This is a genomic window from Pseudomonas entomophila (genome assembly GCF_023277925.1).
In the GTDB taxonomy this organism is placed as follows: Bacteria; Pseudomonadota; Gammaproteobacteria; order Pseudomonadales; family Pseudomonadaceae; genus Aquipseudomonas; species Aquipseudomonas entomophila_D.
On the sequence record NZ_CP063832.1, the window covers coordinates 4,234,529 to 4,258,303 of the forward strand.

Annotated in this window: 18 protein-coding genes and 2 pseudogenes; 8 read left to right on the forward strand and 12 right to left on the reverse strand. The window is 65.6% G+C overall.

The window, feature by feature from the left end:
* Window positions 1-45: 45 nt before the first annotated feature.
* Entirely contained in the window at window positions 46-1,536 is a 1,491-nt protein-coding gene (gene amaB / locus IM733_RS18790) for an L-piperidine-6-carboxylate dehydrogenase (RefSeq protein ID WP_283107507.1), read from the reverse strand.
* A gap of 133 nt (window positions 1,537-1,669) precedes the next feature.
* On the opposite strand from amaB, the gene IM733_RS18795 reads away from it, so the two are divergent.
* Both IM733_RS18795 and hglS read left to right on the forward strand, forming a co-directional pair.
* Window positions 1,670-2,554: a LysR substrate-binding domain-containing protein gene (locus IM733_RS18795; RefSeq protein ID WP_248917993.1), complete on the forward strand. Its 885-nt coding sequence runs from the start codon at window positions 1,670-1,672 to the stop codon at window positions 2,552-2,554.
* Between the two features lie 145 nt (window positions 2,555-2,699).
* Window positions 2,700-4,085 carry a 2-oxoadipate dioxygenase/decarboxylase HglS gene (hglS, locus tag IM733_RS18800; protein ID WP_248917994.1) on the forward strand — a complete coding sequence of 462 codons (1,386 nt, stop codon included), beginning with the start codon at window positions 2,700-2,702 and terminating at the stop codon, window positions 4,083-4,085.
* A 98-nt stretch (window positions 4,086-4,183) separates the two neighbouring features.
* On the opposite strand, the gene IM733_RS25820 is transcribed toward hglS, so the two are convergent.
* The 3 genes and pseudogenes from IM733_RS25820 to IM733_RS18810 all read right to left on the reverse strand — a co-directional run bounded on the left by IM733_RS25820 (window position 4,184) and on the right by IM733_RS18810 (window position 7,305).
* Window positions 4,184-5,050, reverse strand: a complete 867-nt coding sequence (locus IM733_RS25820; protein WP_432760435.1) for a methyl-accepting chemotaxis protein — start codon at window positions 5,048-5,050, stop codon at window positions 4,184-4,186.
* Window positions 5,048-6,184 (reverse strand): annotated as a pseudogene (locus tag IM733_RS25825) (Cache 3/Cache 2 fusion domain-containing protein); the annotation flags it as partial. The pseudogene IM733_RS25825 and the gene IM733_RS25820, both read right to left, overlap by 3 nt.
* Before the next feature lie 191 nt (window positions 6,185-6,375).
* Window positions 6,376-7,305, reverse strand: coding sequence for a LysR substrate-binding domain-containing protein (locus tag IM733_RS18810; protein WP_248917996.1), 930 nt, complete (start codon window positions 7,303-7,305; stop codon window positions 6,376-6,378).
* Between the two features lie 155 nt (window positions 7,306-7,460).
* On the opposite strand from IM733_RS18810, the gene IM733_RS18815 reads away from it, so the two are divergent.
* A complete protein-coding gene (locus tag IM733_RS18815; protein ID WP_248917997.1) occupies window positions 7,461-8,855 on the forward strand; it encodes a NorM family multidrug efflux MATE transporter in 1,395 nt (464 codons plus the stop codon).
* A gap of 72 nt (window positions 8,856-8,927) precedes the next feature.
* On the opposite strand, the pseudogene IM733_RS18820 reads toward IM733_RS18815, so the two are convergent.
* Window positions 8,928-10,429, reverse strand: a pseudogene (locus IM733_RS18820) (putative bifunctional diguanylate cyclase/phosphodiesterase); the annotation flags it as partial.
* 475 nt (window positions 10,430-10,904) lie between these two features.
* On the opposite strand from IM733_RS18820, the gene rep reads away from it, so the two are divergent.
* Window positions 10,905-12,914: a DNA helicase Rep gene (rep, locus tag IM733_RS18825; protein WP_248917999.1), complete on the forward strand. Its 2,010-nt coding sequence runs from the start codon at window positions 10,905-10,907 to the stop codon at window positions 12,912-12,914.
* Between the two features lie 63 nt (window positions 12,915-12,977).
* Window positions 12,978-13,550 carry a xanthine phosphoribosyltransferase gene (locus IM733_RS18830; protein WP_011536381.1) on the forward strand — a complete coding sequence of 191 codons (573 nt, stop codon included), beginning with the start codon at window positions 12,978-12,980 and terminating at the stop codon, window positions 13,548-13,550.
* Between the two features lie 108 nt (window positions 13,551-13,658).
* On the opposite strand, the gene IM733_RS18835 is transcribed toward IM733_RS18830, so the two are convergent.
* The 5 genes from IM733_RS18835 to dadA all read right to left on the reverse strand — a co-directional run bounded on the left by IM733_RS18835 (window position 13,659) and on the right by dadA (window position 19,425).
* A complete protein-coding gene (locus IM733_RS18835) occupies window positions 13,659-15,518 on the reverse strand; it encodes an acetyl-CoA hydrolase/transferase C-terminal domain-containing protein (RefSeq protein WP_248918000.1) in 1,860 nt (619 codons plus the stop codon).
* Between the two features lie 161 nt (window positions 15,519-15,679).
* The gene (locus tag IM733_RS18840; protein ID WP_213661256.1) at window positions 15,680-16,084 is read right to left on the reverse strand and encodes a c-type cytochrome; all 405 of its coding nucleotides are present in this window, start codon (window positions 16,082-16,084) and stop codon (window positions 15,680-15,682) included.
* Between the two features lie 154 nt (window positions 16,085-16,238).
* The gene (locus tag IM733_RS18845) at window positions 16,239-16,787 is read right to left on the reverse strand and encodes a cupin domain-containing protein (protein ID WP_011536384.1); all 549 of its coding nucleotides are present in this window, start codon (window positions 16,785-16,787) and stop codon (window positions 16,239-16,241) included.
* A gap of 108 nt (window positions 16,788-16,895) precedes the next feature.
* On the reverse strand, window positions 16,896-17,969 hold the full coding sequence (gene alr, locus IM733_RS18850; RefSeq protein WP_248918001.1) for an alanine racemase: 1,074 nt from the start codon (window positions 17,967-17,969) through the stop codon (window positions 16,896-16,898).
* Window positions 17,970-18,120: 151 nt separating this feature from the next.
* Window positions 18,121-19,425 (reverse strand): D-amino acid dehydrogenase, encoded by a 1,305-nt coding sequence (gene dadA, locus IM733_RS18855; RefSeq protein ID WP_248918002.1) that lies wholly within the window; start codon window positions 19,423-19,425, stop codon window positions 18,121-18,123.
* Between the two features lie 155 nt (window positions 19,426-19,580).
* Between dadA and dadR the strand changes: the two genes are divergently transcribed.
* On the forward strand, window positions 19,581-20,069 hold the full coding sequence (gene dadR, locus IM733_RS18860) for a transcriptional regulator DadR (protein WP_003258963.1): 489 nt from the start codon (window positions 19,581-19,583) through the stop codon (window positions 20,067-20,069).
* Window positions 20,070-20,073: 4 nt separating this feature from the next.
* On the opposite strand, the gene IM733_RS18865 is transcribed toward dadR, so the two are convergent.
* Window positions 20,074-20,427, reverse strand: a complete 354-nt coding sequence (locus tag IM733_RS18865) for a YkgJ family cysteine cluster protein (RefSeq protein ID WP_011536387.1) — start codon at window positions 20,425-20,427, stop codon at window positions 20,074-20,076.
* A gap of 160 nt (window positions 20,428-20,587) precedes the next feature.
* Between IM733_RS18865 and IM733_RS18870 the strand changes: the two genes are divergently transcribed.
* Window positions 20,588-21,880 (forward strand): NAD(P)/FAD-dependent oxidoreductase, encoded by a 1,293-nt coding sequence (locus IM733_RS18870; protein ID WP_248918003.1) that lies wholly within the window; start codon window positions 20,588-20,590, stop codon window positions 21,878-21,880.
* Between the two features lie 40 nt (window positions 21,881-21,920).
* Here IM733_RS18870 and IM733_RS18875 read toward each other — a convergent pair whose 3' ends face one another.
* On the reverse strand, window positions 21,921-22,151 hold the full coding sequence (locus IM733_RS18875) for a DUF1127 domain-containing protein (protein ID WP_248918004.1): 231 nt from the start codon (window positions 22,149-22,151) through the stop codon (window positions 21,921-21,923).
* A 179-nt stretch (window positions 22,152-22,330) separates the two neighbouring features.
* Here IM733_RS18875 and IM733_RS18880 point away from each other — a divergent pair, with 179 nt between their 5' ends.
* The gene (locus IM733_RS18880) at window positions 22,331-23,761 is read left to right on the forward strand and encodes a PLP-dependent aminotransferase family protein (protein WP_248918005.1); all 1,431 of its coding nucleotides are present in this window, start codon (window positions 22,331-22,333) and stop codon (window positions 23,759-23,761) included.
* The last annotated feature ends 14 nt before the right edge of the window (window positions 23,762-23,775 follow it).

The following is a 23,775-nucleotide window of genomic DNA, read 5'->3' on the forward strand; positions in this document are numbered from 1 at the left end:
CCGGCTTGCCGGCGAACCAGGGGCATTGCCCCCGGCCATTCAGCATCAATCGAAAACAATCCCCTGCGCCAGCGGCAGCTCGCGCGAATAGTTCACGGTATTGGTCTGGCGACGCATGTAGCCCTTCCAGGCATCCGACCCGGACTCACGCCCGCCCCCGGTCTCCTTCTCGCCACCGAACGCGCCACCGATCTCCGCACCGCTTGTGCCGATGTTGACGTTGGCGATACCGCAATCACTGCCCGAGGCGCTCTGGAAGCGCTCGGCCTCGCGAATGTCGGTGGTGAAGATGCACGACGACAGCCCCTGTGGCACTTCATTGTTCAGGCGCAGCGCCTCTTCGAAGTCGTCATAGGCCAGCACGTAGAGGATCGGCGCGAAGGTCTCGTGGCGCACCACGTCGCTCTGGGCTGGCATTTCGGCGATGGCGGGCGAAACGTAGTAGGCGTTGGGGTACTGGTCGGCCAGCTGGCGCTCGCCACCGAACACCTGGCCGCCTTCGTCGCGGGCCTTGGCCAGCGCGCCCTGCATGGCGTCGAACGACAGCTTGTCGATCAGCGGCCCGACCAGATTATCCTTGCGTGGGTCGCCGATGCGCACCTTGCCGTAGGCAGCTTTGACCCGCGCCACTACGTCGTCCTTGATCGAACGATGGACGATCAGCCGGCGCAGGGTGGTGCAACGTTGGCCGGCGGTGCCCACCGCCGAGAACAGGATGCCGCGCACGGCCAGGTCCAAGTCGGCGCTCGGGGCCAGGATCATGGCGTTGTTGCCGCCCAGTTCGAGGATGCTGCGGCCGAAACGCGCTGCAACCCGTGGCCCGACTTCACGGCCCATGCGGGTGCTGCCGGTGGCGCTGACCAGCGGCACGCGCGGGTCGTCGACCAGGGCTTCGCCGGCCTCGCGGCCGCCGATCACCAGCTGGCTCAGGCCGGCCGGCGCGTCACCGAAGGCTTTCAGGGCTTTTTCGAACAGCGCCTGGCAGGCCAGGGCGGTAAGCGGGGTTTTCTCGGATGGTTTCCACACCACGGCGTTGCCGGCCACCAACGCCAGCGCGGCGTTCCACGCCCATACCGCCACCGGGAAATTGAAGGCGCTGATCACACCCACCACGCCCAGCGGGTGCCAGCTTTCACGCATGTGGTGGCCCGGGCGCTCGGAGGCGATGGTCAGGCCGTACAGCTGGCGCGACAGGCCCACGGCGAAGTCGCAGATATCGATCATTTCCTGCACTTCACCCAAGCCTTCCTGGGTGATCTTGCCGGCTTCGATCGACACCAGCTCGCCGAGGTCGGCCTTGTGCGCGCGCAGCACTTCACCGAACAGGCGCACCAGCTCGCCACGGCGTGGCGCCGGCACCTTGCGCCAGGCTTCGAAGGCCTGTTGCGCCTGGCCGATGCGGGCGCTGGTGTCGGCCTTGCCAAGCAGTTTCACCGAGGCGATCTGGCTGCCGTCGATCGGGGTGTGGACAGGGTGGTCGCCCTGGGTGTGAGCCGAGGCGGCAACGCCGAGGCGTTCGAGCAATCCAGCAACCATGTGCTTCTCCTACATCGGGTGAAGGGTTGGAAAATGACGTGGGTCAGTATTAATCCGATTACACAGGTGCAACAAACGACCTTTATTCCGCATATCATTCCGCCAGGTAATGATTCGAGCCGCAGAGACCGCTATGTCCAAACGCCTGGTGCCTTCCATGACCGCCCTGCAGTGCTTCGAGGCTGCAGCCCGCCACCTGAGCTTCACCCGCGCCGCCGAGGAGCTGCACCTGACGCAGAGCGCGGTGAGCAAGCAGGTGGCGCAGCTCGAAGAGATGCTGCGCCATCACCTGTTCCTGCGCATTCGCCGGCGCCTGCAGCTCACGCCCGCCGGCGCCCTGTACCTGGCCGAGGTCAACAAGATCCTCACCCAGGTCGACATGTCCAGCCGCTACGTGCTCAGCTACGGCACGCAGACCGAAGTATTGAAGGTAGCCACTCAACCGAGTTTCGGCGTGCGCTGGCTGATCCCGCACCTCAAGGGCTTCGGCAAGCGCCACCCGAACATCCACCTGGACATCCGCAACGAGATGGAACCGTTCGCCCTGCTGCAAGGCTCGGCCGATGTGGTGTTCTTCTTTGGCCAGGGCACCTGGCCAGGGGCGACCTGCGTGGCGTTGTTCGGCGAGGAGGTGCTGCCGGTGTGCGCGCCGGAACTGCTGCAAGGCCGCACGCTGCCTGACGCGGGCGCGGTGGCCGAGCTGGTGCTGCTGCAAAGCACCTCGCGGCCGGAGGCCTGGCACGAGTGGTTCCTGGAGCAGGGGTTGCACACCGACAACAGCTACCACGGGCCGCGTTTCGACACGTTCTACATGGCCTTGAGCGCGGCGCAGGCCGGTTGTGGCGTGGCATTGGTGCCGCGTTACCTGGTGGCCAGGGAGCTGGCCGAAGGCAGCCTGGTGGTGGCCTGGGACCATTCAATGAAAAGCAATGGCGCACATTACCTGGCGTTTGCCGAGCATGCGGCGGAAGTGCCGAAGGTGCGGGCATTGGTGGATTGGGTTCGCGAGCAGTTGTAGCGGTTCAACTGTAGGAGCCGGCTTGCCGGCGAACCGCCCCTGAGGTCGATCAAAAAAGGAATGAAACCCGCACTTTTTTTCGCTTGTACGGCCACTCCATTCCCAGCTTTCATGTAAGGGTCCTCACTCACCCAGGAAGCTTGCGATGCCCGCCCACGATTTCGTCAGCCCCGACAGCATCCGCGCGCGGTTCTCCGCCGCCATGTCGCTCATGTACAAGCAGGAAGTGCCCCTGTACGGCACGCTGCTCGAGCTGGTGAGCGAGGTCAACCGCCAGGTCATGGCCGAGCAGCCCAAGGTGGCCGAGGCCCTGCGCTGGACCGGCGAGATCGAGCGCCTCGATCAGGAGCGCCACGGCGCCATCCGCGTGGGCACCGCCGCAGAACTGGCCACCATCGCCCGTCTGTTCGCGGTGATGGGCATGGAGCCCGTCGGCTACTACGACTTGAGTTCGGCCGGCGTGCCGGTGCACTCCACTGCGTTTCGCGCGGTGCATGAACAATCGCTGCATATCAGCCCGTTTCGCGTGTTCACCTCGCTGTTGCGCCTGGAGCTGATCGACAACCCGAAACTGCGCGAGCTGGCGCAGGCAATCCTGGCCAATCGGCAGATCTTCACCCCACGTGTGCTGGAACTGATCGACCAGTGCGAGCGCGACGGTGGCCTGAATGCGTCCGACGCCGACACCTTCGTCCGGGAAGCCTTGCACACCTTCCGCTGGCACCAGGACGCCACCGTCACCGCTGAGCAGTACCAGCAACTGCACGACCAGCACCGACTGATCGCCGACGTGGTGGCGTTCAAGGGCCCGCACATCAACCACCTCACGCCACGCACCCTGGACATCGACGCGATCCAGCTCGGCATGCCAGCCAAGGGCATCCCACCCAAGGCGGTGGTCGAAGGCCCGCCCACCCGCCGCCACCCGATCCTGCTGCGCCAGACCAGCTTCAAGGCGTTGCAGGAGAAGGTCGCCTTCAGCGATGCCCAGGGCAGCCACACCGCGCGCTTCGGTGAGATCGAGCAGCGCGGCGCGGCGTTGACGCCCAAGGGGCGGCAGCTATACGACCGCCTGCTCGACGCGACCCGCGCGGCCCTGGGCGGCGCGCCGACGGAGGCCAATGGCGAACGCTACATGGCGCTGCTCACGCAACACTTCACCGAGTTCCCGGATGACCTGGCGCAAATGCGCGAGCAAGGGCTGGCGTACTTCCGCTATTTCGCCACCGAGAAAGGGTTGGCGGCACGCGGCCAGGCGGAGCGCCCGACCACCCTGCAAGGGTTGATCGACGCCGGGCATGTGCATTACGAGGCCTTGGTGTACGAGGACTTCCTGCCGGTGAGCGCGGCGGGGATCTTCCAGTCCAACCTGGGCGACGAGGGGCAGGCGGAGTATGGCAGCAATGCCAACCGCGAGGCCTTCGAGCAGGCGCTGGGGCTGACGGTGCAGGATGAATTGGCGCTGTATGCGCAGAGCGAGCGCAGGTCGTTGCAAGCGTGTGCGCTAGCGTTGGGCCTGGGGGCGATGTAAGCCCGGTTCGCCGGCAAGGCCGGCTCCTACAGGAGGTTCACGCGGTACCTGTAGGAGCCGGCGTTGCCGGCGAAGAGGCCAGCACAGGCAGTAAGCCGTTACTTGACCCGGAACCGATCCACTTCCTGGCGCAACTGCCCCGCCAGCCCTTCCAGCTCCCGCGCCGTCATTGCCAGCTCATTGGCCACGTCACGCTGCTCACTGTTGGCCTGGGCGATGCTCTGCAGGTTGCGACTGAGCACCGTCGCGGTGCTGCTCTGCTCCTGGGTCGCGGTGCTGATCACCGTGAACTGCTCACCGGCCACCCGGCTCTGCTCGTCGATGCGCGCCAGCGCCTCGGCCACCTTGTCGTTACGCGCCAGCCCTTCCTGCATCAGCTGGTTGCCCTGCTCCAGGGTGCTGATGGCATGGCCGGTCTGCTGCTGGATGCTGGCGATCATGCCGGAGATCTCGTCGGTGGCCTGGCGGGTGCGCGCGGCCAACCCCCGGACTTCATCGGCCACCACCGCGAAACCACGCCCCTGCTCGCCGGCCCGGGCCGCTTCGATGGCGGCGTTCAGCGCCAGCAGGTTGGTCTGCTCGGCAATTGCGGTGATCACCCCGACGATGCCGCCGATTTCCTGCGAGCGCGCACCGAGTGTGTCCATCACTGCCGCCGTGCCACCCAAGGCCTCGGCGATCTGCTTGAGCGAGACCGAGGCTTCGTCCATGGCCGTGCGGCCGATGCGGGTCTGCTGGGCGTTGTCGCGGGCCATGCGTTCGGTGCCGGCCATGTTGTCGGCGATGTTCATCGAGGTGGCGCTGAACTCTTCCACCGCGCCAGCCATGCTGGTGATTTCGCCGGACTGCTGATCCATGCCCTCGCAGGCGCCGGACGACAGCCCCGACAGCGAACGGGCGCGGCCGCTGACCTGGTCCGAGGCGCTGCGGATGTGCTCGACCATGGTCGCCAGGGCCTCGCCCATCTGGTTGAAGCTGCGCGCCAGCTGGCCGATCTCGTCATGGCTGGTCACGCTCAGGCGGGCATTGAGGTCGCCCGCACCGAGGGCTTCGGCCTGGCGCACCAGGTCACCCAGCGGGCGCAGCTTGCGGCGCAGCAGCCACAGCGTGGCGGCAACGGCCAGGAGCATTGCCAGCAGGCTACCAATGGCCAGGCGCAAACCGACGCTCCAGGTCACTTCGCGGATCTCCCCTTCCGGCATGCTCGCCACCACGGTCCACGGGCCCTCAGCGAACGGCACGGCAACGCTGAACAACTGCTCGCCGACGCTGGCCCAGAAGCGTCCCTGGCCTGGTTCAAAGCCCTTGAACACCTGGCCATCGGCGTTGCCCGCCGCAGCTGGCGGCACCAACCATTTACCCTGCTCGTCGAGCAGCGCCAGCGAGCCGGTCTGGCCGATGCGGAAACGCTTGAGGTTGGCGAACTGGGCGTTCTGCGCGTCGGTGTAGTCGAAACCGACGAACAGCACGGCGATCACCCGGCCAGCGCCGTCGCGCACCGGCACGTAGCGGGTCATGTAGTTGCGCTCGAACAGCACGGCGCGGCCGACGTAGGTTTGCCCCGCCATCAGCTTCGAATAAGCCGGGTGCTGGCGGTCGAGCTGGGTGCCGATGGCGCGGCTACCGTCCTGCTTGGTCAGGCTGGTGCTGATGCGCACGAAGTCGTCGCCGCTGCGCACGAACAGGGTGGCGACCCCGGCAGTCATCTGCTGGAACGCGTCGACTTGCTGGAAATCGTTGTTCAACAAGTGGTCGCCGAGGTACAGGGCCGGTGTCTGCGCGCCGGCCACGTTGACCGTCTCGCCCGCGTGCACCGCCAGGCCCGAGGCGAAGCGCCGCTCGAACAGGCCGCTCAGGCGCTGGGTGTTGTCCTTGAGCGAACCGTGGAAAGTGTCGAGCTGGTCGGCCAGCAGCCGCGCCTCGCTGGCCAGGTGCGCCTGGCGGGTGGTGAGGTTGGCGTCGTCCAGCGAACGCAGGGCGAACAGGGTACTGCCGGTGATCACCAACGCCAGCACGACGGCGAGGGCGATACCAAGTTGCGAGGCAATCCGGGCACGCGGTTGGGACATGGGAAGCTCCTGGCAAGAGGCCGGGATCATCCTGATCACGCTGACCGCCCGCTTTCTGATCGACGGGTAATCGCGCCCTCTTCCGGGACGCTGGTGCCACTGGATCGGCGTCGCGGGGGAATACTTGAGTGTAGGGCCGGGGTATTCGCAAACCTTTGCGGCGTGCCTGGCCGCCCGGCGTTCACACGCCCCTGCAGGAGCCAGCCTTGCTGGCGAACAGCTCACCGCTGTGCTGGCAAAATTTGCACCGCAGGCAAATCCATCGCCACCGCCTCCTCCTGCAAGAAGGCACTCAACCGCCGCAACCGCTCACCCCCCGGCCGGGTCCTGGGCCACACCAGGTAATAATCCATGCCACTGGCCACCGCCGTCGGCCACGGCAGGCTCAAGCGCCGCTGGGCGACATCCTCGGCCACCATCAGCAGGTCGCCCATCGAAATGCCATAACCCCGCGCGGCGGCGATCATGCCCAGCTCCAGGGTGTCGAACACCTGTCCGCCCTTGAGCGACACCTTGTCGGTCAGCTCCATGCGCGCCAGCCAGGCGCGCCAGTCACGCTTGTCGGGGGTCGGGTGCAGCAATTCCATGCCGGCCAGGCGCCGCTCATCCCAGGGCGCCTCATCGAGCAGGTCCGGCGCCCCCACCGGGATCAGCAGCTCGGAGAACAGCCGGCGCACTTCCCAGTCCACCGGGAAATTGCCGTCACTGAGCAGCACCGCGCAGTCGAACGGTTCCTGGTTGAAGTCCACATGGTCGACGTCCATCCAGGCGCTGGTCAGTTGCACTTCGTTGCCCGGTTGCAGATGCCGGAAACGGCTCAAGCGCGCCAGCAGCCAGCGCATGGTGAGGGTGGACGGCGCCTTCATGCGCAGGATGTCGTCCTCCCCACGCAAGGCGTCACAAGCCCGCTCCAAGGCGGCAAAGCCGTCACGCACGCCGGGCAGCAGCATGCGCGCCGCCTCGGTCAGTTGCAGGCTGCGCCCGCTGCGCACGAACAGGCGGCAGGCGAAGTGCTCTTCAAGGGTACGGATATGCCGGCTGACGGCGCTCTGGGTGATTGACAGCTCTTCACCGGCGCGGGTGAAGGAACTCAGCCGGGCTGCGGCTTCGAATGCACGCAGCGCATAGAGCGGAGGGAGCTGGCGAGACATGGCGCACCTGTCATGCGGGGCCGAGAAGGCAATGCCGGATCATACAGGCATGAGTCAAACTCATGGCAATGATCGCTTTTATCCTTTTGTGCAAAGCTGACCGAAGCCTCAGAATCGACCCTTCGCTCAACAGGATCATCAAGAAGGATCGCCCCATGCATGTCGCGCCCACCACCGAACTCAAGGCTCTCCTGCGCCTGGCCGGGCCACTGATCGCCTCGCAGCTGGCGCACATGCTGATGGTGCTGACCGACACCTTGATGATGGCCCGCATCAGCCCGCAAGCCTTGGCCGGCGGCGGCCTGGGCGCGGCGAGCTATTCGTTCGTGTCGATCTTCTGCCTGGGGGTGATCGCCGCCGTCGGCACCTTGGTGGCGATCCGCAAGGGCGCCAACGACATCGAGGGCGCCACGCGCCTGGCACAAAGCGGCCTGTGGCTGGCCTGGGGCCTGGCCGTGGTCTCGGCGCTGGTGCTGTGGAACCTCAAGCCCGCGCTGCTGCTGTCTGGCCAGAAGCCGGAAAACGTCGACGCGGCCATGCAGTTCCTCACCCTGCTGCCGCTGGCCCTGCCCAGCTACATGACCTTCATGGCCCTGCGCGGCTTCACCAGTGCCCTGGGCCGCTCGACGCCGGTGATGGTCATCAGCCTGGCTGGCACGGTGCTCAACTACCTGCTCAACCATGCGCTCATCGAAGGCATGTTCGGCCTGCCCAAGCTGGGCCTGATGGGTATCGGCCTGGTCACCGCGCTGGTGTCGCTGGGCATGGCCATCGCCCTGGCGCTGTACATCCGCTGGCACAAGGCCTATGCCGCCTACCCGCTGCGCAAGGGGCTGTCGCGGCCTTCGCTGCCGGCGCTGCGCGAGCTGTGGCGCCTGGGCCTGCCGATCGGCGGTACCTACATGGTCGAGGTCGGGCTGTTCGCCTTCGCCGCCCTGTGCATGGGTGTGCTCGGCAGCACGCAGTTGGCGGCGCACCAGATTGCCCTGCAGATCGTCTCGACCGCGTTCATGGTGCCAACAGGGCTTTCGTACGCCGTGACCATGCGCGTTGGCCTGTACTACGGCGCCGGCAACCTGCTCGCCGCACGCAGCGCCGGGCGGGTGGGAATCGGTTTCGGTGCGTCGCTGATGCTCGGCTTCGCCGTGTTGTTCCTGGTGCTGCCGAACGAGCTGGTGGCCTTGCTGGTGAATCGCCAAGACCCTGCTTTCGCGCCGATTTTCCAGCTGGCGGTGCAACTGGTGATGGTCGCGGCGTGGTTCGAGCTGTTCGATGGCGTGCAGACCATCGCCATGGGCTCGATCCGAGGCTTGAAGGACGCCCGCACCACCTTCCTCATCGGTGCGGTGTGCTACTGGCTGGTGGGCGCGCCGTGCGCCTGGCTGTTCGCTTTCACACTCGGCGGTGGCGCGCCGGGTATCTGGTGGGGCCTGGCGTTGGGGCTGGCCTGCGCGTCAGTGGCGCTGACGTTCGGCTTTGAATGGCGGATGAAGCGGATGATCGGCAAGGCGGGGGTTAGCGCGAAAGCGGCCGTCCCCGCGCACCTGTAGGCGCGGCTTCAGCCGCGATAGGGGCCACGCGGTGTAGGCACCCGCTTTGCGGGTGATCGCGGCTGAAGCCGCTCCTACAGGACGTCCAGCAGGCGCGGCTGCGGTGCCTGCGACAGGTACTCGATCAACGCCGCCACCGGTAACGGCCGGCTGACCAGGAACCCCTGCACTTGGTCACAGCCGAACGCACGCAGCAGCGCCATCTGCTCCTCGCTTTCCACACCCTCGGCCACCACCTCCAGGTTGAGGTTGTGCGCCAGGTTGATCATCGCGTGCACCAGCTTGCGGTTCTCTTCGCGCTGCTCCATGCCACCGACGAAGCTGCGGTCCACCTTGAGCAGGGTGATCGGCAGGCTGTTCAGGTGCACGAACGAAGAGAAGCCGGTGCCAAAGTCGTCCAGCGAGAAGCGCACGCCCAGGCGACCGAGGGCGTCCATGGTCTGGCGCACCAGCTCGTTGCGGCGCATCACTGCGGTTTCGGTGAGTTCGAACTCCAGCCAGCGCGCATCGACGCCATGCTCGACGATCAGCCGGCTCAGGGTGGCCAGCAACTGGCTGTCCTGGAACTGGCGGAAGCTCAGGTTGACCGCCATGTGCAGTGGCGCCAGGCCGCGTTCGCGCAGGGCCTGCATGTCGCTCAGGGCGCGGGAAATCACCCAGTAGCCCAGCGGCACGATCAGCCCACTCTGCTCAGCCAGTGGGACGAACTCGCTGGGGGCCAGCAGGCCACGTTCCGGGTGGTTCCAGCGCACCAGCGCCTCGAGGCCGACAATACGGCCGTCAGCAAGATTCAGGCGTGGCTGGTAGTGCAGCTCCAGTTCGTCGCGGCGCAGGGCGCGGCGCAGTTCGCTTTCCAGGTCGGCGAGGCTGCGGGCGTTGCGGTTGATGCGCTCGTTGAACACGTGGAAGGTGCAGCCCTGGCTACCCTTGGCCTGACGCATGGCGATATGCGCGTGCCACATCAACGGGTCGGCACCCGCCTGGGCGCGGGCATGGGCGATGCCCAGGCTGCAGCCGAGCAGCAGGCTCTCGCCGTCGATCCAGTAGGGCTCGGTCAGCGCTTCGACAATCCGCTCGGCCATCCACTCGGCGCGGTTGGCATCGCGGCGGGTGTCGATCAGCAGGGCGAACTCGTCACTGCCCAGCCGCGCCAACTGGTCGCCGGCAGCCAGCTGTGCCTTCAGCCGCGCCACCACCTGCAGGATCAAGCGATCACCACCCTGGTGGCCCAAGGCGTCGTTGACGTGACGGAAGTTGTCCAGGTCGAGGTGGCCCAGGGCCAGGCCACGGCCGTCGTTCTCCGCCAGCCGCGCGGTAAGCAGGGCCTGGAAACCTTGCCGGTTGGCGATGCCGGTCAACGGGTCCTGCTCGGCCAAGCGTTGCAGGGTCGCCACCAGCACCCCACGCTCACGCACATGGCGCAGAGAGCGGCGCAGGGTATCGCTACTCAGTTGCGCCAGCACCAGCCAGTCGCTGACCCCCACCGGCGAAGTGGCCGGCTCTTCCTCCAGCAGCAGGATGGTCGGCAGCTCGCAGCGCCCCGGCGCCGGTTGCAGCGCTGGGGTGGCCAGCACCACGGCCTGGCGGTCGTTGGCGAACAGGCTGTCGACCGCCGCCCAGTTGGGCGCGGTCAGCAGCACCGCGGCACCGTCCAGCGGCTGCAGGCACGCGCGCAGACGCGCGGCCCATTCCGGCTCATCGGCCAACAGCAGCAAACGCAGAGGTTCGGCAGGCGTGGACAAGCGGGCTCCTTAGACGTGGCGGTGAATCGACGGGCGCGGCGTATCCTACCGCATCCAAGTGAAAATGATTTTCACTTTTAGTCATTGCCATTCCCTGGCGGCTAACCCGACGTATTTTGACGTGCATCCTGCGCGAAACCCGCGCAACCGGCAAACGGGATTTCGGGGATTTGCGAAAGGATCGGCAGCCACTGGCGGCGAAAAAGGCCATGAGAAAACATTGACTCACACGTCAGACGGTCGCGCCACAACCGCGCGAGGCCTGTTAGAATGCGCGGCTATTTTCTGGCGACCCCCGGTTTCTAGCATGTCCCGACTCAATCCCCGGCAACAGGAAGCCCGTGACTACGTCGGCGGCCCTCTTTTGGTGCTTGCCGGTGCAGGCTCGGGCAAGACCAGCGTAATCACACGCAAGATTGCCCACCTCATCCAGAACTGCGGCATCCGCGCCCAGTACATCGTGGCGATGACGTTCACGAACAAGGCCGCGCGCGAGATGAAGGAGCGGGTCGGCACCCTGCTGCGCCCAGGGGAAGGCCGGGGCCTGACGGTGTGCACCTTCCACAACCTGGGGCTGAACATCATCCGCAAGGAGCACGAGCGCCTGGGCTACAAGCCGGGCTTCTCGATCTTCGACGAATCCGACATCAAGGCGCTGCTGTCGGACATCATGCAGAAGGAATACTCCGGCGACGACGGCATCGACGAGATCAAGAACATGATCGGTGCCTGGAAGAACGACCTGATCCTGCCTCCTGAAGCCCTGGAAAAGGCGCGCAACCCGCGCGAGCAGACCGCGGCCATCGTCTACACCCACTACCAGCGCACGCTCAAAGCGTTCAACGCGGTGGACTTCGACGACCTGATCCTGCAACCGGTCAAGCTGTTCCAGGAGCACCCCGAGGTGCTCGAGCGCTGGCAGAACCGCGTGCGCTACCTGCTGGTGGACGAATACCAGGACACCAACGCCAGCCAGTACCTGCTGGTGAAGATGCTGATCGGCATGCGCAACCAGTTCACCGTGGTGGGCGACGACGACCAGTCGATCTATGCCTGGCGCGGCGCCCGCCCGGAAAACCTGATGCTGCTCAAGGAGGACTACCCCTCCCTGAAGATCGTCATGCTCGAGCAGAACTACCGCTCCACCAGCCGCATCCTGCGCTGCGCCAACGTGCTGATCGCCAACAACCCCCACGCCTTCGAGAAGGAGCTGTGGAGCGAGATGGGCGTCGGCGACGAGATCCGTGTGATCCGTTGCAAGAACGAGGAAGCCGAGGCCGAACGCGTGGCCATGGAAATCCTCACCCTGCACCTGCGCACCAACCGCCCGTACAGCGACTTCGCCATCCTCTACCGGGGCAACTACCAGGCCAAGTTGATCGAGCTGAAGCTGCAGCACCACCAGGTGCCGTACCGCCTGTCCGGCGGCAACAGCTTCTTCGGCCGCCAGGAGGTCAAGGACCTGATGGCCTACCTGCGCCTGCTGGTGAACCCGGACGACGACAACGCCTACCTGCGGGTGATCAACGTGCCGCGCCGCGAGATCGGCTCGACCACCCTGGAGAAGCTCGGCAACTACGCCACCGAGCGCGGCATCTCGATGTACGCCGCCAGCGAGGAGCTGGGCCTGGGCGAGCACCTGGACGCCCGCTACACCGAGCGCCTGCAACGCTTCAAGCACTGGCTGGACGGGGTGCGCCACAAGGTCGCCCTGGAAGACCCGATCGCCGCGCTGCACGAGATGATCCGCGACATCGACTACGAGAACTGGATCCGCCAGCAGACCGCCAGCGACAAGGCCGCGGAGTTCCGCATCAGCAACGTCTGGTTCCTGGTCGAAGCGCTGAAGAACACCCTCGAGAAGGATGAAGAGGGTGACATGACCATCGAGGATGCCATCGGCAAGCTGGTGCTACGCGACATGCTCGAGCGCCAGCAGGAAGAGGAAGAGAACGCCGAGGGCGTGCAGATGATGACCCTGCACGCCTCAAAGGGCCTGGAATTCCCCTACGTGTTCATCATGGGCATGGAGGAGGAAATCCTCCCCCACCGCTCGAGCATCGAGGCCGATACCATCGAAGAGGAACGCCGCCTGGCCTACGTGGGCATCACCCGCGCGCGCCAGACCCTGGCCTTCACCTTCGCCGCCAAGCGCAAGCAGTACGGCGAGATCATCGACTGCACCCCCAGCCGGTTCCTCGACGAACTGCCGCCGGACGACCTGGCCTGGGAAGGCCTGGACGATGCGCCCGTGGAAGTGAAAGCCGCGCGCGGCAACAACGCCCTGGCCGATATCCGGGCAATGCTCAAACGCTGACCAACCATTACTCTTTAACTTTGCCGCTGTTTGCGGCCACCTTTGTTACATCGGAGATACACAGTGGAAGCACTGCAGCAGAAGATTCGCGAAGAAGGCATCGTGCTTTCCGATCAGGTCCTGAAAGTCGATGCGTTTCTCAACCACCAGATCGACCCGGCGCTGATGCAGCTGATCGGTGACGAGTTCGCCCGCCTGTTCGCCGACTCCGGTGTGACCAAGATCGTCACCATCGAAGCCTCGGGCATCGCCCCGGCGGTGATGACCGGCCTGAAGCTCGGCGTGCCAGTGATCTTCGCCCGCAAGCACCAGTCGCTGACCCTGACCGAGAACCTGCTGACCGCCTCGGTGTACTCCTTCACCAAGCAGACCGAGAACACCGTGGCCATCTCGCCGCGTCACCTCAACAGCAGCGACCGCGTGCTGGTGATCGACGACTTCCTGGCCAACGGCAAAGCCTCGCAGGCGCTGATCTCGATCATCAAGCAGGCCGGCGCCACCGTGGCCGGCCTGGGCATCGTCATCGAGAAGTCGTTCCAGGGCGGCCGCGCCGAGCTGGACAGCCAGGGCTATCGCGTCGAGTCGCTGGCCCGGGTCAAGTCGCTGGAAGGCGGCGTGGTGACCTTCATCGAGTGATGTCGCCTGTTCCGGCCTCTTCGCCAGCAAGGCTGGCTCCTACAAGTGAACGCATACCCCTGTAGGAGCCAGCCTTGCTGGCGATGGGCTGCGCAGCAGCCCCGGCAATCACCGGGTCGCCTGCAATCCTGCCAGCAACAACCGCTGGTACAACTCCTCCTTCAGCCCCTGCGGCTCACCCAGCCCCATGCGCGCCAACTGCGCCGCATAGACTTCGGGCGCCGGTGCGTCCAGCGCCGCCTTGCCCAGCCCCAGCACCTCGCTCAACGTGAACTTGCGCTTGAGCCAGTTCAGCGCCCGCAGCAGGTCGCGCTCTTCAGCCGTGAAATCGCTGCCCAGCGGATACTCCGGGAACAACCGTGGATGCCGCGCGCGAATCGCCTCCAGGCGCTCGGGTGTGTTGTCGGCGTAGCGCGTATCCAGCCTGAAATCCTTGGCCAGCTTGCCTGCTGCCTTGGCATGCGCCATCAACTCGCCTTGGAACCGTGAATCGCTGATCGCCAGCAACCGCGCGATCACCTCGCTGTCAGTCTGCCCGCGCAGGTCGGCGATGCCGTATTCGGTCACCACGATATCGCGCAGGTGGCGTGGGATGGTGCAGTGGCCGTAGGTCCAGAACAGGTTCGAAGTGACCTCGCCGCCCGCCTCGCGCCAGCTGCGCAACAGCAGGATCGAGCGCCCGCCCTCCAGCGCGTGGCCCTGGGCGACGAAGTTGTACTGCCCGCCGACACCGCTGAGCACCCGCCCGTCCTCCAGCTGGTCGGCTACCCCGGCACCGAGCAGGGTCATGCCGAACACCGTGTTGATGAAACGAGCATCGCGGCGCTGGCGGCGCTTTAGGCCTTCCTGGCCGTAGAGCTCGTTGATGAAGCTGATGGCAGTCATGGCGAAACGCGCGCGGTGCTCCAGCGGCATCTCGCGCAAGCGCTGGTAGAAGGACTGAGGGCCGAGGAAGAAGCCGCCGTGGATCAGCACGCCCTGCTCATCCGCCGGGCGGCGCACCACGCCGGCCTCGGCCAGGGCCAGCAGGCCATTGACGAACATCTCGCTGCAGCCGTACAGCCCCTGGGCGAACGTATCCAGGCCCCCTTCCCGCTCGGTCAGCGCCTGCCATGGGCCAAGATCCAGTTCGTCGAGCAGCGCACGATAGGCTTCGTTGTCGCCCTGGCGCGCCAGCAACGCGGCGGTCACTGCATCGCCCATGGCGCCGATGCCGATCTGCAGGGTACCGCCGTCGCGCACCAGGGTGCTGGCGTACAGGCCGATGCAATGGTCCTGGGTGTTCACCGGCATGTTCGGCGTGGAGAACAACCGGCGCCGTTCTGGCTGGTCGATCAACAGGTCGAACTGCTCCAGGCCCAGCTCCGAATCGCCGGGCATGTAGGGCAGTTCGTCGTGGACCTGCCCCAGCACCAGAATGGTTTCGCCCGCAGCCCGGCGCCGCGCGATCATCGGCAGCAGGTCGAGGGTGATGTCGGGGTTGCAGGCCAGGCTCAGGTGGTCAGGACGCTCGGGCGTGGCCGCCACCAACTGGGCAATCAGGTTCAGGCCCTTGGCATTGATGTCGCGAGCGGCATGGCTGTAGTTGCTGCTGATGTAGTCCTGCTGCGCGGTTTCGCTGTGCAGCAGGCTGCCGGGCTGCATGAAGAACTGCTCGACGCGGATGTTCGACGGCAGTTGGTCATTGCGCAGGTCGGCGAGGTAGGTGAGCTCCTCGTAGTCGGCGAACACGCGCTCGACGAAGGGTTCGAGGAAGCACCGCTGCAAGCCGTCGCCAAGGGGCGGGCGGCCGAGGGACAGAGCGGTATAGATCGTCAGATGGCGCTCGGGCAGCTCACGCACCCGTGCATAGAGCGCGTTGACGAAGGCGTTGGGTTTGCCAAGGCCCAGGGGCAGGCCCATGTGGATATGAGCGGGCAGGCGACTCAGGACCTCGTCCACTGCCTGGTCGATGGGACAGCACTGCATCGGGGCCTCCAGGGCGATCTGCGGGTTCAGGGGTTGGACATGAACCTTAGACCATTGGTTGCCTGCACCGGCCCTTTCGCCGGCACGCCGGCTCCTACCTGTGGCAGCCCACAAAACAAAGCCCGCCATGAAAGGCGGGCTTTGCTGGAATCAGGCTTGGCTCACAGGCCGGACATCTTCTTGATTGCACCTTTGAGGTCATCGTCCGAGCAGTCCGCACAGGTGCCTTTCGGTGGCATGGCGTTGATCCCGGTAATGGCCTTGGCCAGGATGCCGTCGAGGCCGCCCTGGTGGTCGGCGCGCTCTTTCCAGGCCGCGGTGTCGCCGATCTTCGGCGCACCCAGCAGGCCGCTGCCATGACATGCATTGCAGTGCTTGGCGATGATGTCATCCGGTGTCTTGGCACCACCGCCGCCGGCTGTGGCGGCCACTTCCATGCCCTTGCACTCCTGGCCCTGGACGCACACCTGGCCTACCGGTGCCAGGCGCTTGGCGATTTCATCGTTGGTCGTAGCGTTTGCATTGATTGCCCAAAGGGCGAAAACGGCTGCTGGTATGGCCAGCATCTTCTTGATTTGGTTCACGCGAACACCCTCATGGTGGCTAATCACGCCCGCGGCCACGGAATTGCGAGCGTTGAAAAGTATAGCGGCACTCCTGAAAGCGTGGAACGACCACACTCGGGGAAAGGGTATTGGCGAATCAATGCACTGCGCTGGATCAAAAGTTCGACGGGGTCGCCGCGCTGATCAGCCGTGCCGGTTCTTCGAACGGGTTGCGGAAACGGTGCGGGCGGGTGCTCTCGAAGTAGTAGCTGTCGCCGGCCTCGAGAATGAATGTCTCGGTACCGACCACCAGTTCCAGGCGGCCTTCGAGCAGGATGCCGGTTTCCTCACCGTCGTGGGTGAGCATCTCCTCGCCGGTGTCGGCGCCGGGCGGATACACCTCGTTGAGGAAGGCGATGGCCCGGTTGGGGTGCGACTTGCCCACCAGCTTCATGGTCACGGCGCCGTCGGAGATGTCGATCAGCTCATGGGCCTTGTAGACGATCTGGGTCGGGCTCTCGGGTGCCAGCTCGACCGAGAAGAACTCGACCATGGACATGGGGATGCCGCTGAGCACCTTGCGCAGGGAGCTGATCGACGGGCTCACGCTGTTCTTCTCGATCATCGAGATGGTGCTGTTGGTCACGCCCGCGCGCTTGGCGAGTTCGCGCTGGGACAAGCCCTTGAGCTTGCGGATGGCTTGCAGTCGTTCACCGACGTCCAAAGCGTGCGCCTCCAGAAACGGTCGAGGTGGGGGAAGTGTGAACGATATGATGGCAATGCCGTTCAGTATTTACAACACACCGCCCCGCAGCCTGTCCGCTTCGGCGCCTTATTCGCCGATATAGTCCAGTGGCACGCGCTTGAGATTGCAGAAGATCTGGTAGGGAATGGTGCCGGCCTGCATCGCCACGTCGCTGGCCAGTACCTGCTTGCCCCACAGCTCGACCGGGCTGCCGACGGTGGCCTCGGGCACTTCGGTGAGATCGACGCAGAGCATGTCCATCGACACCCGGCCGATCAACTGGGTGCGCTTGCCAGCCACCACCACTGGCGTACCGGTGGGTGCCTGGCGCGGATAGCCATCGGCATAGCCCATGGCGACCACGCCGACCCGGGTCGGGCGCGGGCTGATGAACTTGGCGCCGTAACCCACCGGCTCGCCGGCTGGCAGTTCACGCACGCTGATGATGCGCGATTGCAGGGTCATCACCGGCTGCAGACGGGCCGCCTCGGCCTGCTCCACCTCGAAGGGCGTGGCGCCGTACAGCATGATGCCCGGGCGCACCCAGTCGCTCTTGATGTTCGGCCAACCCAGCACCGCCGGTGAGTTGCGCAAGCTGCACTCGGCGCTCAGGCCCTGGCGGGCCGCCTCGAACACCGCCACCTGTTGCTCGGTGGCGGCGGCGTCGAGTTCATCGGCGCGGGCGAAGTGGCTCATCAGCACGATGCGCGACACCTTGCCGCTGGCCAGCAGGCGCTGGTAGGCGTCCTGGTAGTCCTTCGGGTGCACGCCGACCCGGTGCATGCCAGTGTCCATCTTCAGCCAGATGGTCAGCGGCTTACGCAGCGGGGTTTTCTCGATGGCGTCCAGCTGCCACAGCGAATGCACCACGCACCACAGGTCGTGCTCGGCGATCAGCGCCAGCTCGCTGGCCTCGAAGAAGCCCTCGAGCAACAGCACTGGCGCCTTGATGCCCGCCGCGCGCAGCTCCAGCGCCTCCTCGATGCAGGCCACGGCGAAGCCATCGGCGTCGGCCTCCAGGGCCAGGGCGCAACGCACCGCGCCATGGCCATAGGCGTCGGCCTTGACCACGGCGAGGGCCTTGGCGCCGGTCAGTTCACGGGCCAGGCGGTAGTTGTGACGGAGGGCTTGGAGATCGATCAGGGCACGGGCGGGACGCATGGCGGCAGCCTTCTGGCAGTTCTGGTTATCGGTAAAGCCCCGGTGCGGCAGATGGGGGGTAGGTACCCACCGCGCCGGGGTGAGGGAACAGTGTTGGTTGCTTCGCGGCTGTAGGAGCGGCTTCAGCCGCGAAGAGGCCGTTACAGGCGCCTTATTGCTGATGAACCGGCGCGCTCTGCCCGTGCTTGGCAATCTCGCGGCTGTTGCCATAACGCGAGATGTCCAGGCCTTCGGCGCTGATCTGCGGCTTCTTGCGCGCAATCAGGTCCGCCAGCAGGCGACCGGAACCGCAGGCCATGGTCCAACCCAGGGTGCCGTGACCGGTGTTGAGGAACAGGTTACGGAACGCGGTAGCACCGACGATCGGGGTACCGTCCGGGGTGGCCGGGCGCAGGCCGGTCCAGAAGCTGGCTTGGCTCAGGTCGCCGCCGCGAGGATAAAGGTCGTTGACGATCATCTCCAGCGTTTCGCGCCGACGCGGGTTCAGCGACAGGTCAAAACCGGCGATTTCGGCCATGCCGCCAACACGGATGCGGTTGTCGAAACGGGTGATGGCGACTTTGTAGGTTTCGTCCAGGATGGTCGAGGTCGGCGCCATGTCACCGTTGGTGATCGGCACGGTCAGCGAGTAACCCTTGAGCGGGTACACCGGGGCCTTGATGCCCAGCGGCTTGAGCATTTGCGGCGAGTAGCTGCCCAGGGCCAGCACGTAGCGGTCGGCGGTTTCCAGCTTGCCGTCGATCCACACGCCGTTGATGCGGTCGCCGGCGAAGTCCAGGCGCTGGATGTCCTGGCCGAAGCGGAACTCGACGCCCAGCTTGATGGCCATGTCGGCGAGCTTGGTGGTGAACAGCTGGCAATCGCCGGTCTGATCGTTGGGCAGGCGCAAGGCACCGGCGAGGATACCTTTCACGCTGTCCAGGGCCGGTTCAACGCGGGCGATGCCGTCGCGGTCAAGCAACTCGTAAGGTACGCCGGACTGCTCCAGCACGGCGATATCCTTGGCTGCGGCATCCAGCTGCGCCTGGGTGCGGAACAGCTGGGTAGTACCCAGGCTACGGCTTTCGTAGGCGATGCCGGTTTCGGCGCGCAGTTCGTCGAGGCAGTCGCGGCTGTACTCGGACAGGCGCACCATGCGTTCCTTGTTCACCGCGTAGCGGCTGGCGGTGCAGTTGCGCAGCATCTGCGCCATCCACAGGTACTGGTCGACGTCGCCGGTCAGCTTGATGGCGAGGGGCGCATGGCGCTCGAGCAGCCACTTGATGGCCTTGAGCGGCACGCCTGGGGCGGCCCAGGGCGAGGCATAGCCAGGCGAGATCTGGCCTGCGTTGGCGAAGCTGGTTTCCATGGCCACCGCCGGTTGACGATCGACCACCGTGACCTCGAAACCTTGCCGGGCCAGATAGTAGGCACTGGCGGTACCAATCACACCGCTACCAAGTACCAGAACTCGCATTGTTTATCCCTCGCACGCGGCTTGCCGCAGACTTTTGTTGATATGGCATGGATGCGCGCAGTATAAGAATCTCCGACCAGTGCTATTCACTATATAAGCGCCTATATTTGGCGAGAATTCTCGGCAATATCGCCTTTGACGGAGGGGCATCCCCTATGAGAACCCAGCACCAGAGCAAACGTGAACTGGATAAGATCGACCGCAACATCCTGCGGATCCTGCAGAATGACGGCCGGATCTCCTTCACTGAACTGGGCGAGAAGGTCGGGCTGTCCACCACCCCCTGCACCGAGCGCGTACGCCGCCTGGAACGCGAGGGGATCATCATGGGCTACAACGCCCGCCTCAACCCGCAGCACCTCAAGGGCAGCCTGCTGGTGTTCGTCGAGATCAGCCTGGACTACAAGTCCGGCGACACGTTCGAGGAGTTCCGCCGCGCGGTGCTCAAGCTGCCCCATGTGCTGGAGTGCCACCTGGTGTCGGGCGACTTCGACTACCTGGTGAAGGCGCGGATCTCGGAGATGGCGTCGTACCGCAAGCTGCTCGGCGACATCCTGCTCAAGCTGCCGCATGTGCGCGAGTCGAAGAGCTACATCGTGATGGAAGAAGTCAAAGAGAGTCTGTGCCTGCCGATTCCGGACTGAAGCGTCAGACCAGCACCTGACGGGTCGTGGCGATGAACTGATGGACCAGTTGCTCGGCCTCGGGCTCGATCGGCTGCGCCGGGCCGCGACCGCGAGGGCAGGCCAGGCGCGGGGTGGTGCCGAACAGGCGGCAGATCATCGGGCGTTCTTCATAGACCGTGCAGCCGTTCGGGCCCAGGTGCACGCAGTCCAGGCGCTCCAGGGCGGCCTCCTGCTCGGCCTGGGTCTTGCGCGGCAGGCGGGCCATCTCCTCTGTGGACGTAGTGACCGGGCCACAGCAGTCATGGCAGCCGGGCTCGCACTCGAACGAAGGAATGAGTTCACGCAGGAAGTGGATCTTGTGGCGGTTGCAGGACATGGCGGTGCGTCTTGAAGAGGTGGGGTGGATTATAGGCCCATTCGCCGGCAAGCCGGCTCCTCCAGGGCCGTGCGCAGCTCGGTTCCTTGTATTCGCCGGCTTGCCGGCGAACAGGCCATTTGCCTATCCTCCCCCATTCGCCTCAACCCAGGAATCAACCATGGTCCACTGCGCGCAGCACGCCGCCTCCTACTACGCCGCCAGCAGCGCGCCACACCCCGACCACGCCTTCCTGCAAGGCGAGCACAGCGCCGACGTGTGCATCGTCGGCGGCGGCTACTCGGGCCTGAACACCGCTATCGAACTGGCCGAGCGCGGCCTGTCGGTCATCCTCCTCGAAGCCCGCAAGCTTGGTTGGGGCGCCAGCGGGCGCAACGGTGGGCAACTGATCCGCGGTGTCGGCCATGGCCTGGAGCAGTTCCTCCCGGTGATCGGCGAGGATGGTGTGCGCAGCCTCAAGCTGATGGGCCTGGAAGCGGTGGAAATCGTCCGCGACCGCGTCGAGCGCCACGGCATCGACTGCGACCTGACCTGGGGTTATTGCGACCTGGCCAACAAGCCCGGCGAGCTGGAAGGCTTCGCCGAGGAAGCCGAGACCCTGCGCAACCTGGGCTACCGCCACGAACTGCGCCTGGTGCAGCCCGGCGACATGCATTCGGTGGTGGGTTCAGACCGCTATGTCGGCGGCCTGGTCGACATGGGCTCGGGCCACCTGCACCCGCTCAACCTGGCGCTGGGCGAAGCCGCCGTGGCCAGCCGCCTGGGCGTGCGCCTGTTCGAGCAGTCGGAAGTCACCCGCATCGAGTACGGCCCGGAAGTGAAGGTGCACACCGCGCAAGGCCGGGTGCGCGCCAAGGCCCTGGTGCTGTGCTGCAACGCCTACCACAACGACCTCAACCGCGAGCTGGGCGGCAAGGTGCTGCCCGCCGGCAGCTATATCATTGCCACCGAGCCGCTGGGCGAGGAGCGCGCGCGCCAGCTGCTGCCGCAGAACATGGCGGTGTGCGACCAGCGCGTGGCCCTGGATTACTACCGCCTGTCCGCCGACCACCGCCTGTTGTTCGGCGGTGCCTGCCACTATTCCGGGCGCGACCCGAAGGACATCGCCGCCTACATGCGGCCGAAGATGCTCAAGGTGTTCCCGCAACTGGCCGACGTGCGCATCGACTACCAGTGGGGCGGCATGATCGGCATCGGCGCCAACCGCCTGCCGCAGATCGGCCGCCTCACCGGCCAGCCCAACGTCTATTACGCCCAGGCCTACGCCGGCCATGGCGTCAACGCCACCCACCTGGCCGGGCGGCTGCTCGGCGAGGCTATCTGCGGCCAGCAGAGCGGGCGCTTCGACCTGTTCGCCAAGGTGCCGCACACCACCTTCCCGGGCGGTAAGCTGCTGCGTTCACCGTTGTTGGCGTTGGGGATGCTCTGGTACCGGCTCAAAGAATTGGCCTGAGTCGACCCCGTTCGCCGGCAAGCCGGCGAACAGGCTCCATTCACTCCCGCCAGAACGGCTTGCACCCCTCCTCGCGGGCCTGTTCCCAGGTCAACCCGATGTCGCGCAGTTGGCGGGCATCCAGTTCCAACAGGGCCTTGCGGGTGCGCCAGCGATGCAGCATCAGGCCCCAGTGACTCAAGCCAGTGGATGGGTTGTAGACTTTGGTTCGCCCCCCCTCCTCCAGTTCCTTGGCCAACAGTTGCACGCGCACATCACTCAAGCCGCTCATCGCTGCGATCTCCCGATCAGTGGTTACCGTGGAACAAGCATGCGCGCTCACGCCGTCGACAATACAGACTCAAAGACGGCTTATTATTCCCATACAGAATTGGCGAGAAGCGGGCTGAATGGCGTATTTTTGCGCGATCTGTACTGGTCAGCACCCACACAGAACCCCAGGAGTATGCCGTGACCCTCTACCTCAACCTGGCCGAGTTGCTCGGCGCCCGCATCGAACAGGGCCTGTACCGCCCCGGCCAGCGCCTGCCCTCGGTACGCACCCTGAGCGTCGAGCACGGCGTCAGCCTGAGCACCGTGCAGCAGGCCTACCGCCTGCTGGAGGACAACGGCCTGGTGTCACCACGGCCCAAGTCCGGTTACTTCGTCGCCGAGGACCGCAACCTCCCGGCCCTGCCCGATATCAGCCGCCCCGTCCAGCGACCTGTGGATATCTCCCAGTGGGAGCAGGTGCTGGAACTGGTGCGTGCCACGCCGCGCCCCGACGTGATCCAGCTCGGCCGTGGCATGCCCGACGTCGCCAGCCCCACGCTCAAGCCGCTGCTGCGCAGCCTGGCGCAGATCAGCCGGCGCATGGACATGCCCGGCTTGTACTACGACAACATCCACGGCAACGCCCACCTGCGCGAACAGATCGCCCGCCTGATGCTCGACTCCGGCTGCCGCCTGGGGCCGAGCGACCTGGTGGTGACCACCGGCTGCCACGAGGCGCTGTCATGCAGCATCCGCGCCGTCTGCCAGCCCGGCGACATCGTCGCGGTCGATTCGCCCAGCTTCCACGGCGCCATGCAGACGCTCAAGGGCCTGGGCATGAAAGCCCTGGAGATCCCCACCGACCCGATTACCGGCATCAGCCTGGAGGCCCTGGAACTGGCCCTCGAGCAGTGGCCGATCAAGCTCATCCAGATCACCCCCAACTGCAACAATCCCCTCGGTTACATCATGCCCGAGGCGCGCAAGCAGGCCCTGCTGACCCTCGCCCAACGCTACGACGTGGCCATTCTCGAGGACGACGTGTACGGCGATCTCGCGTACACCTACCCACGCCCACGCACCATCAAGTCGTTCGACGACGATGGTCGCGTGCTGCTCTGCAGCTCGTTCTCCAAGACCCTCGCCCCTGGCCTGCGGGTCGGCTGGGTGGCGCCGGGGCGCTATCTGGAGCGGGTGCTGCACATGAAATACATCAGCACCGGCAGCACCGCCTGCCAACCGCAACTGGCCATCGCCGATTTCATCGCCGAAGGCCATTACCAGCCGCACCTGCGGCGCATGCGCAGCCAGTACCAGCGCGGCCGCGACCAGATGTGCGACTGGGTGGCCCGCTACTTCCCGCCCGGCACCCGCGCCAGCCGCCCCCAGGGTGGCTTCATGCTGTGGGTGGAGTTGCCGGAAAGTTTCGACACGCTGCGCCTGAACCGCGCTTTACTGGAGCAGGGGGTGCAGATCGCCGTCGGCAGTATCTTCTCGGCCTCGGGCAAGTATCGCCATTGCCTGCGCATGAACTTCGCCGCGCGGCCCACGCCGCAGATCGAAGCCGCCGTGCGCAAGGTCGGTGAAACCGCCCTTCGTCTACTGGATCCGCAAGGCGCCGACAGGTAACGTTGCGCCGCCCC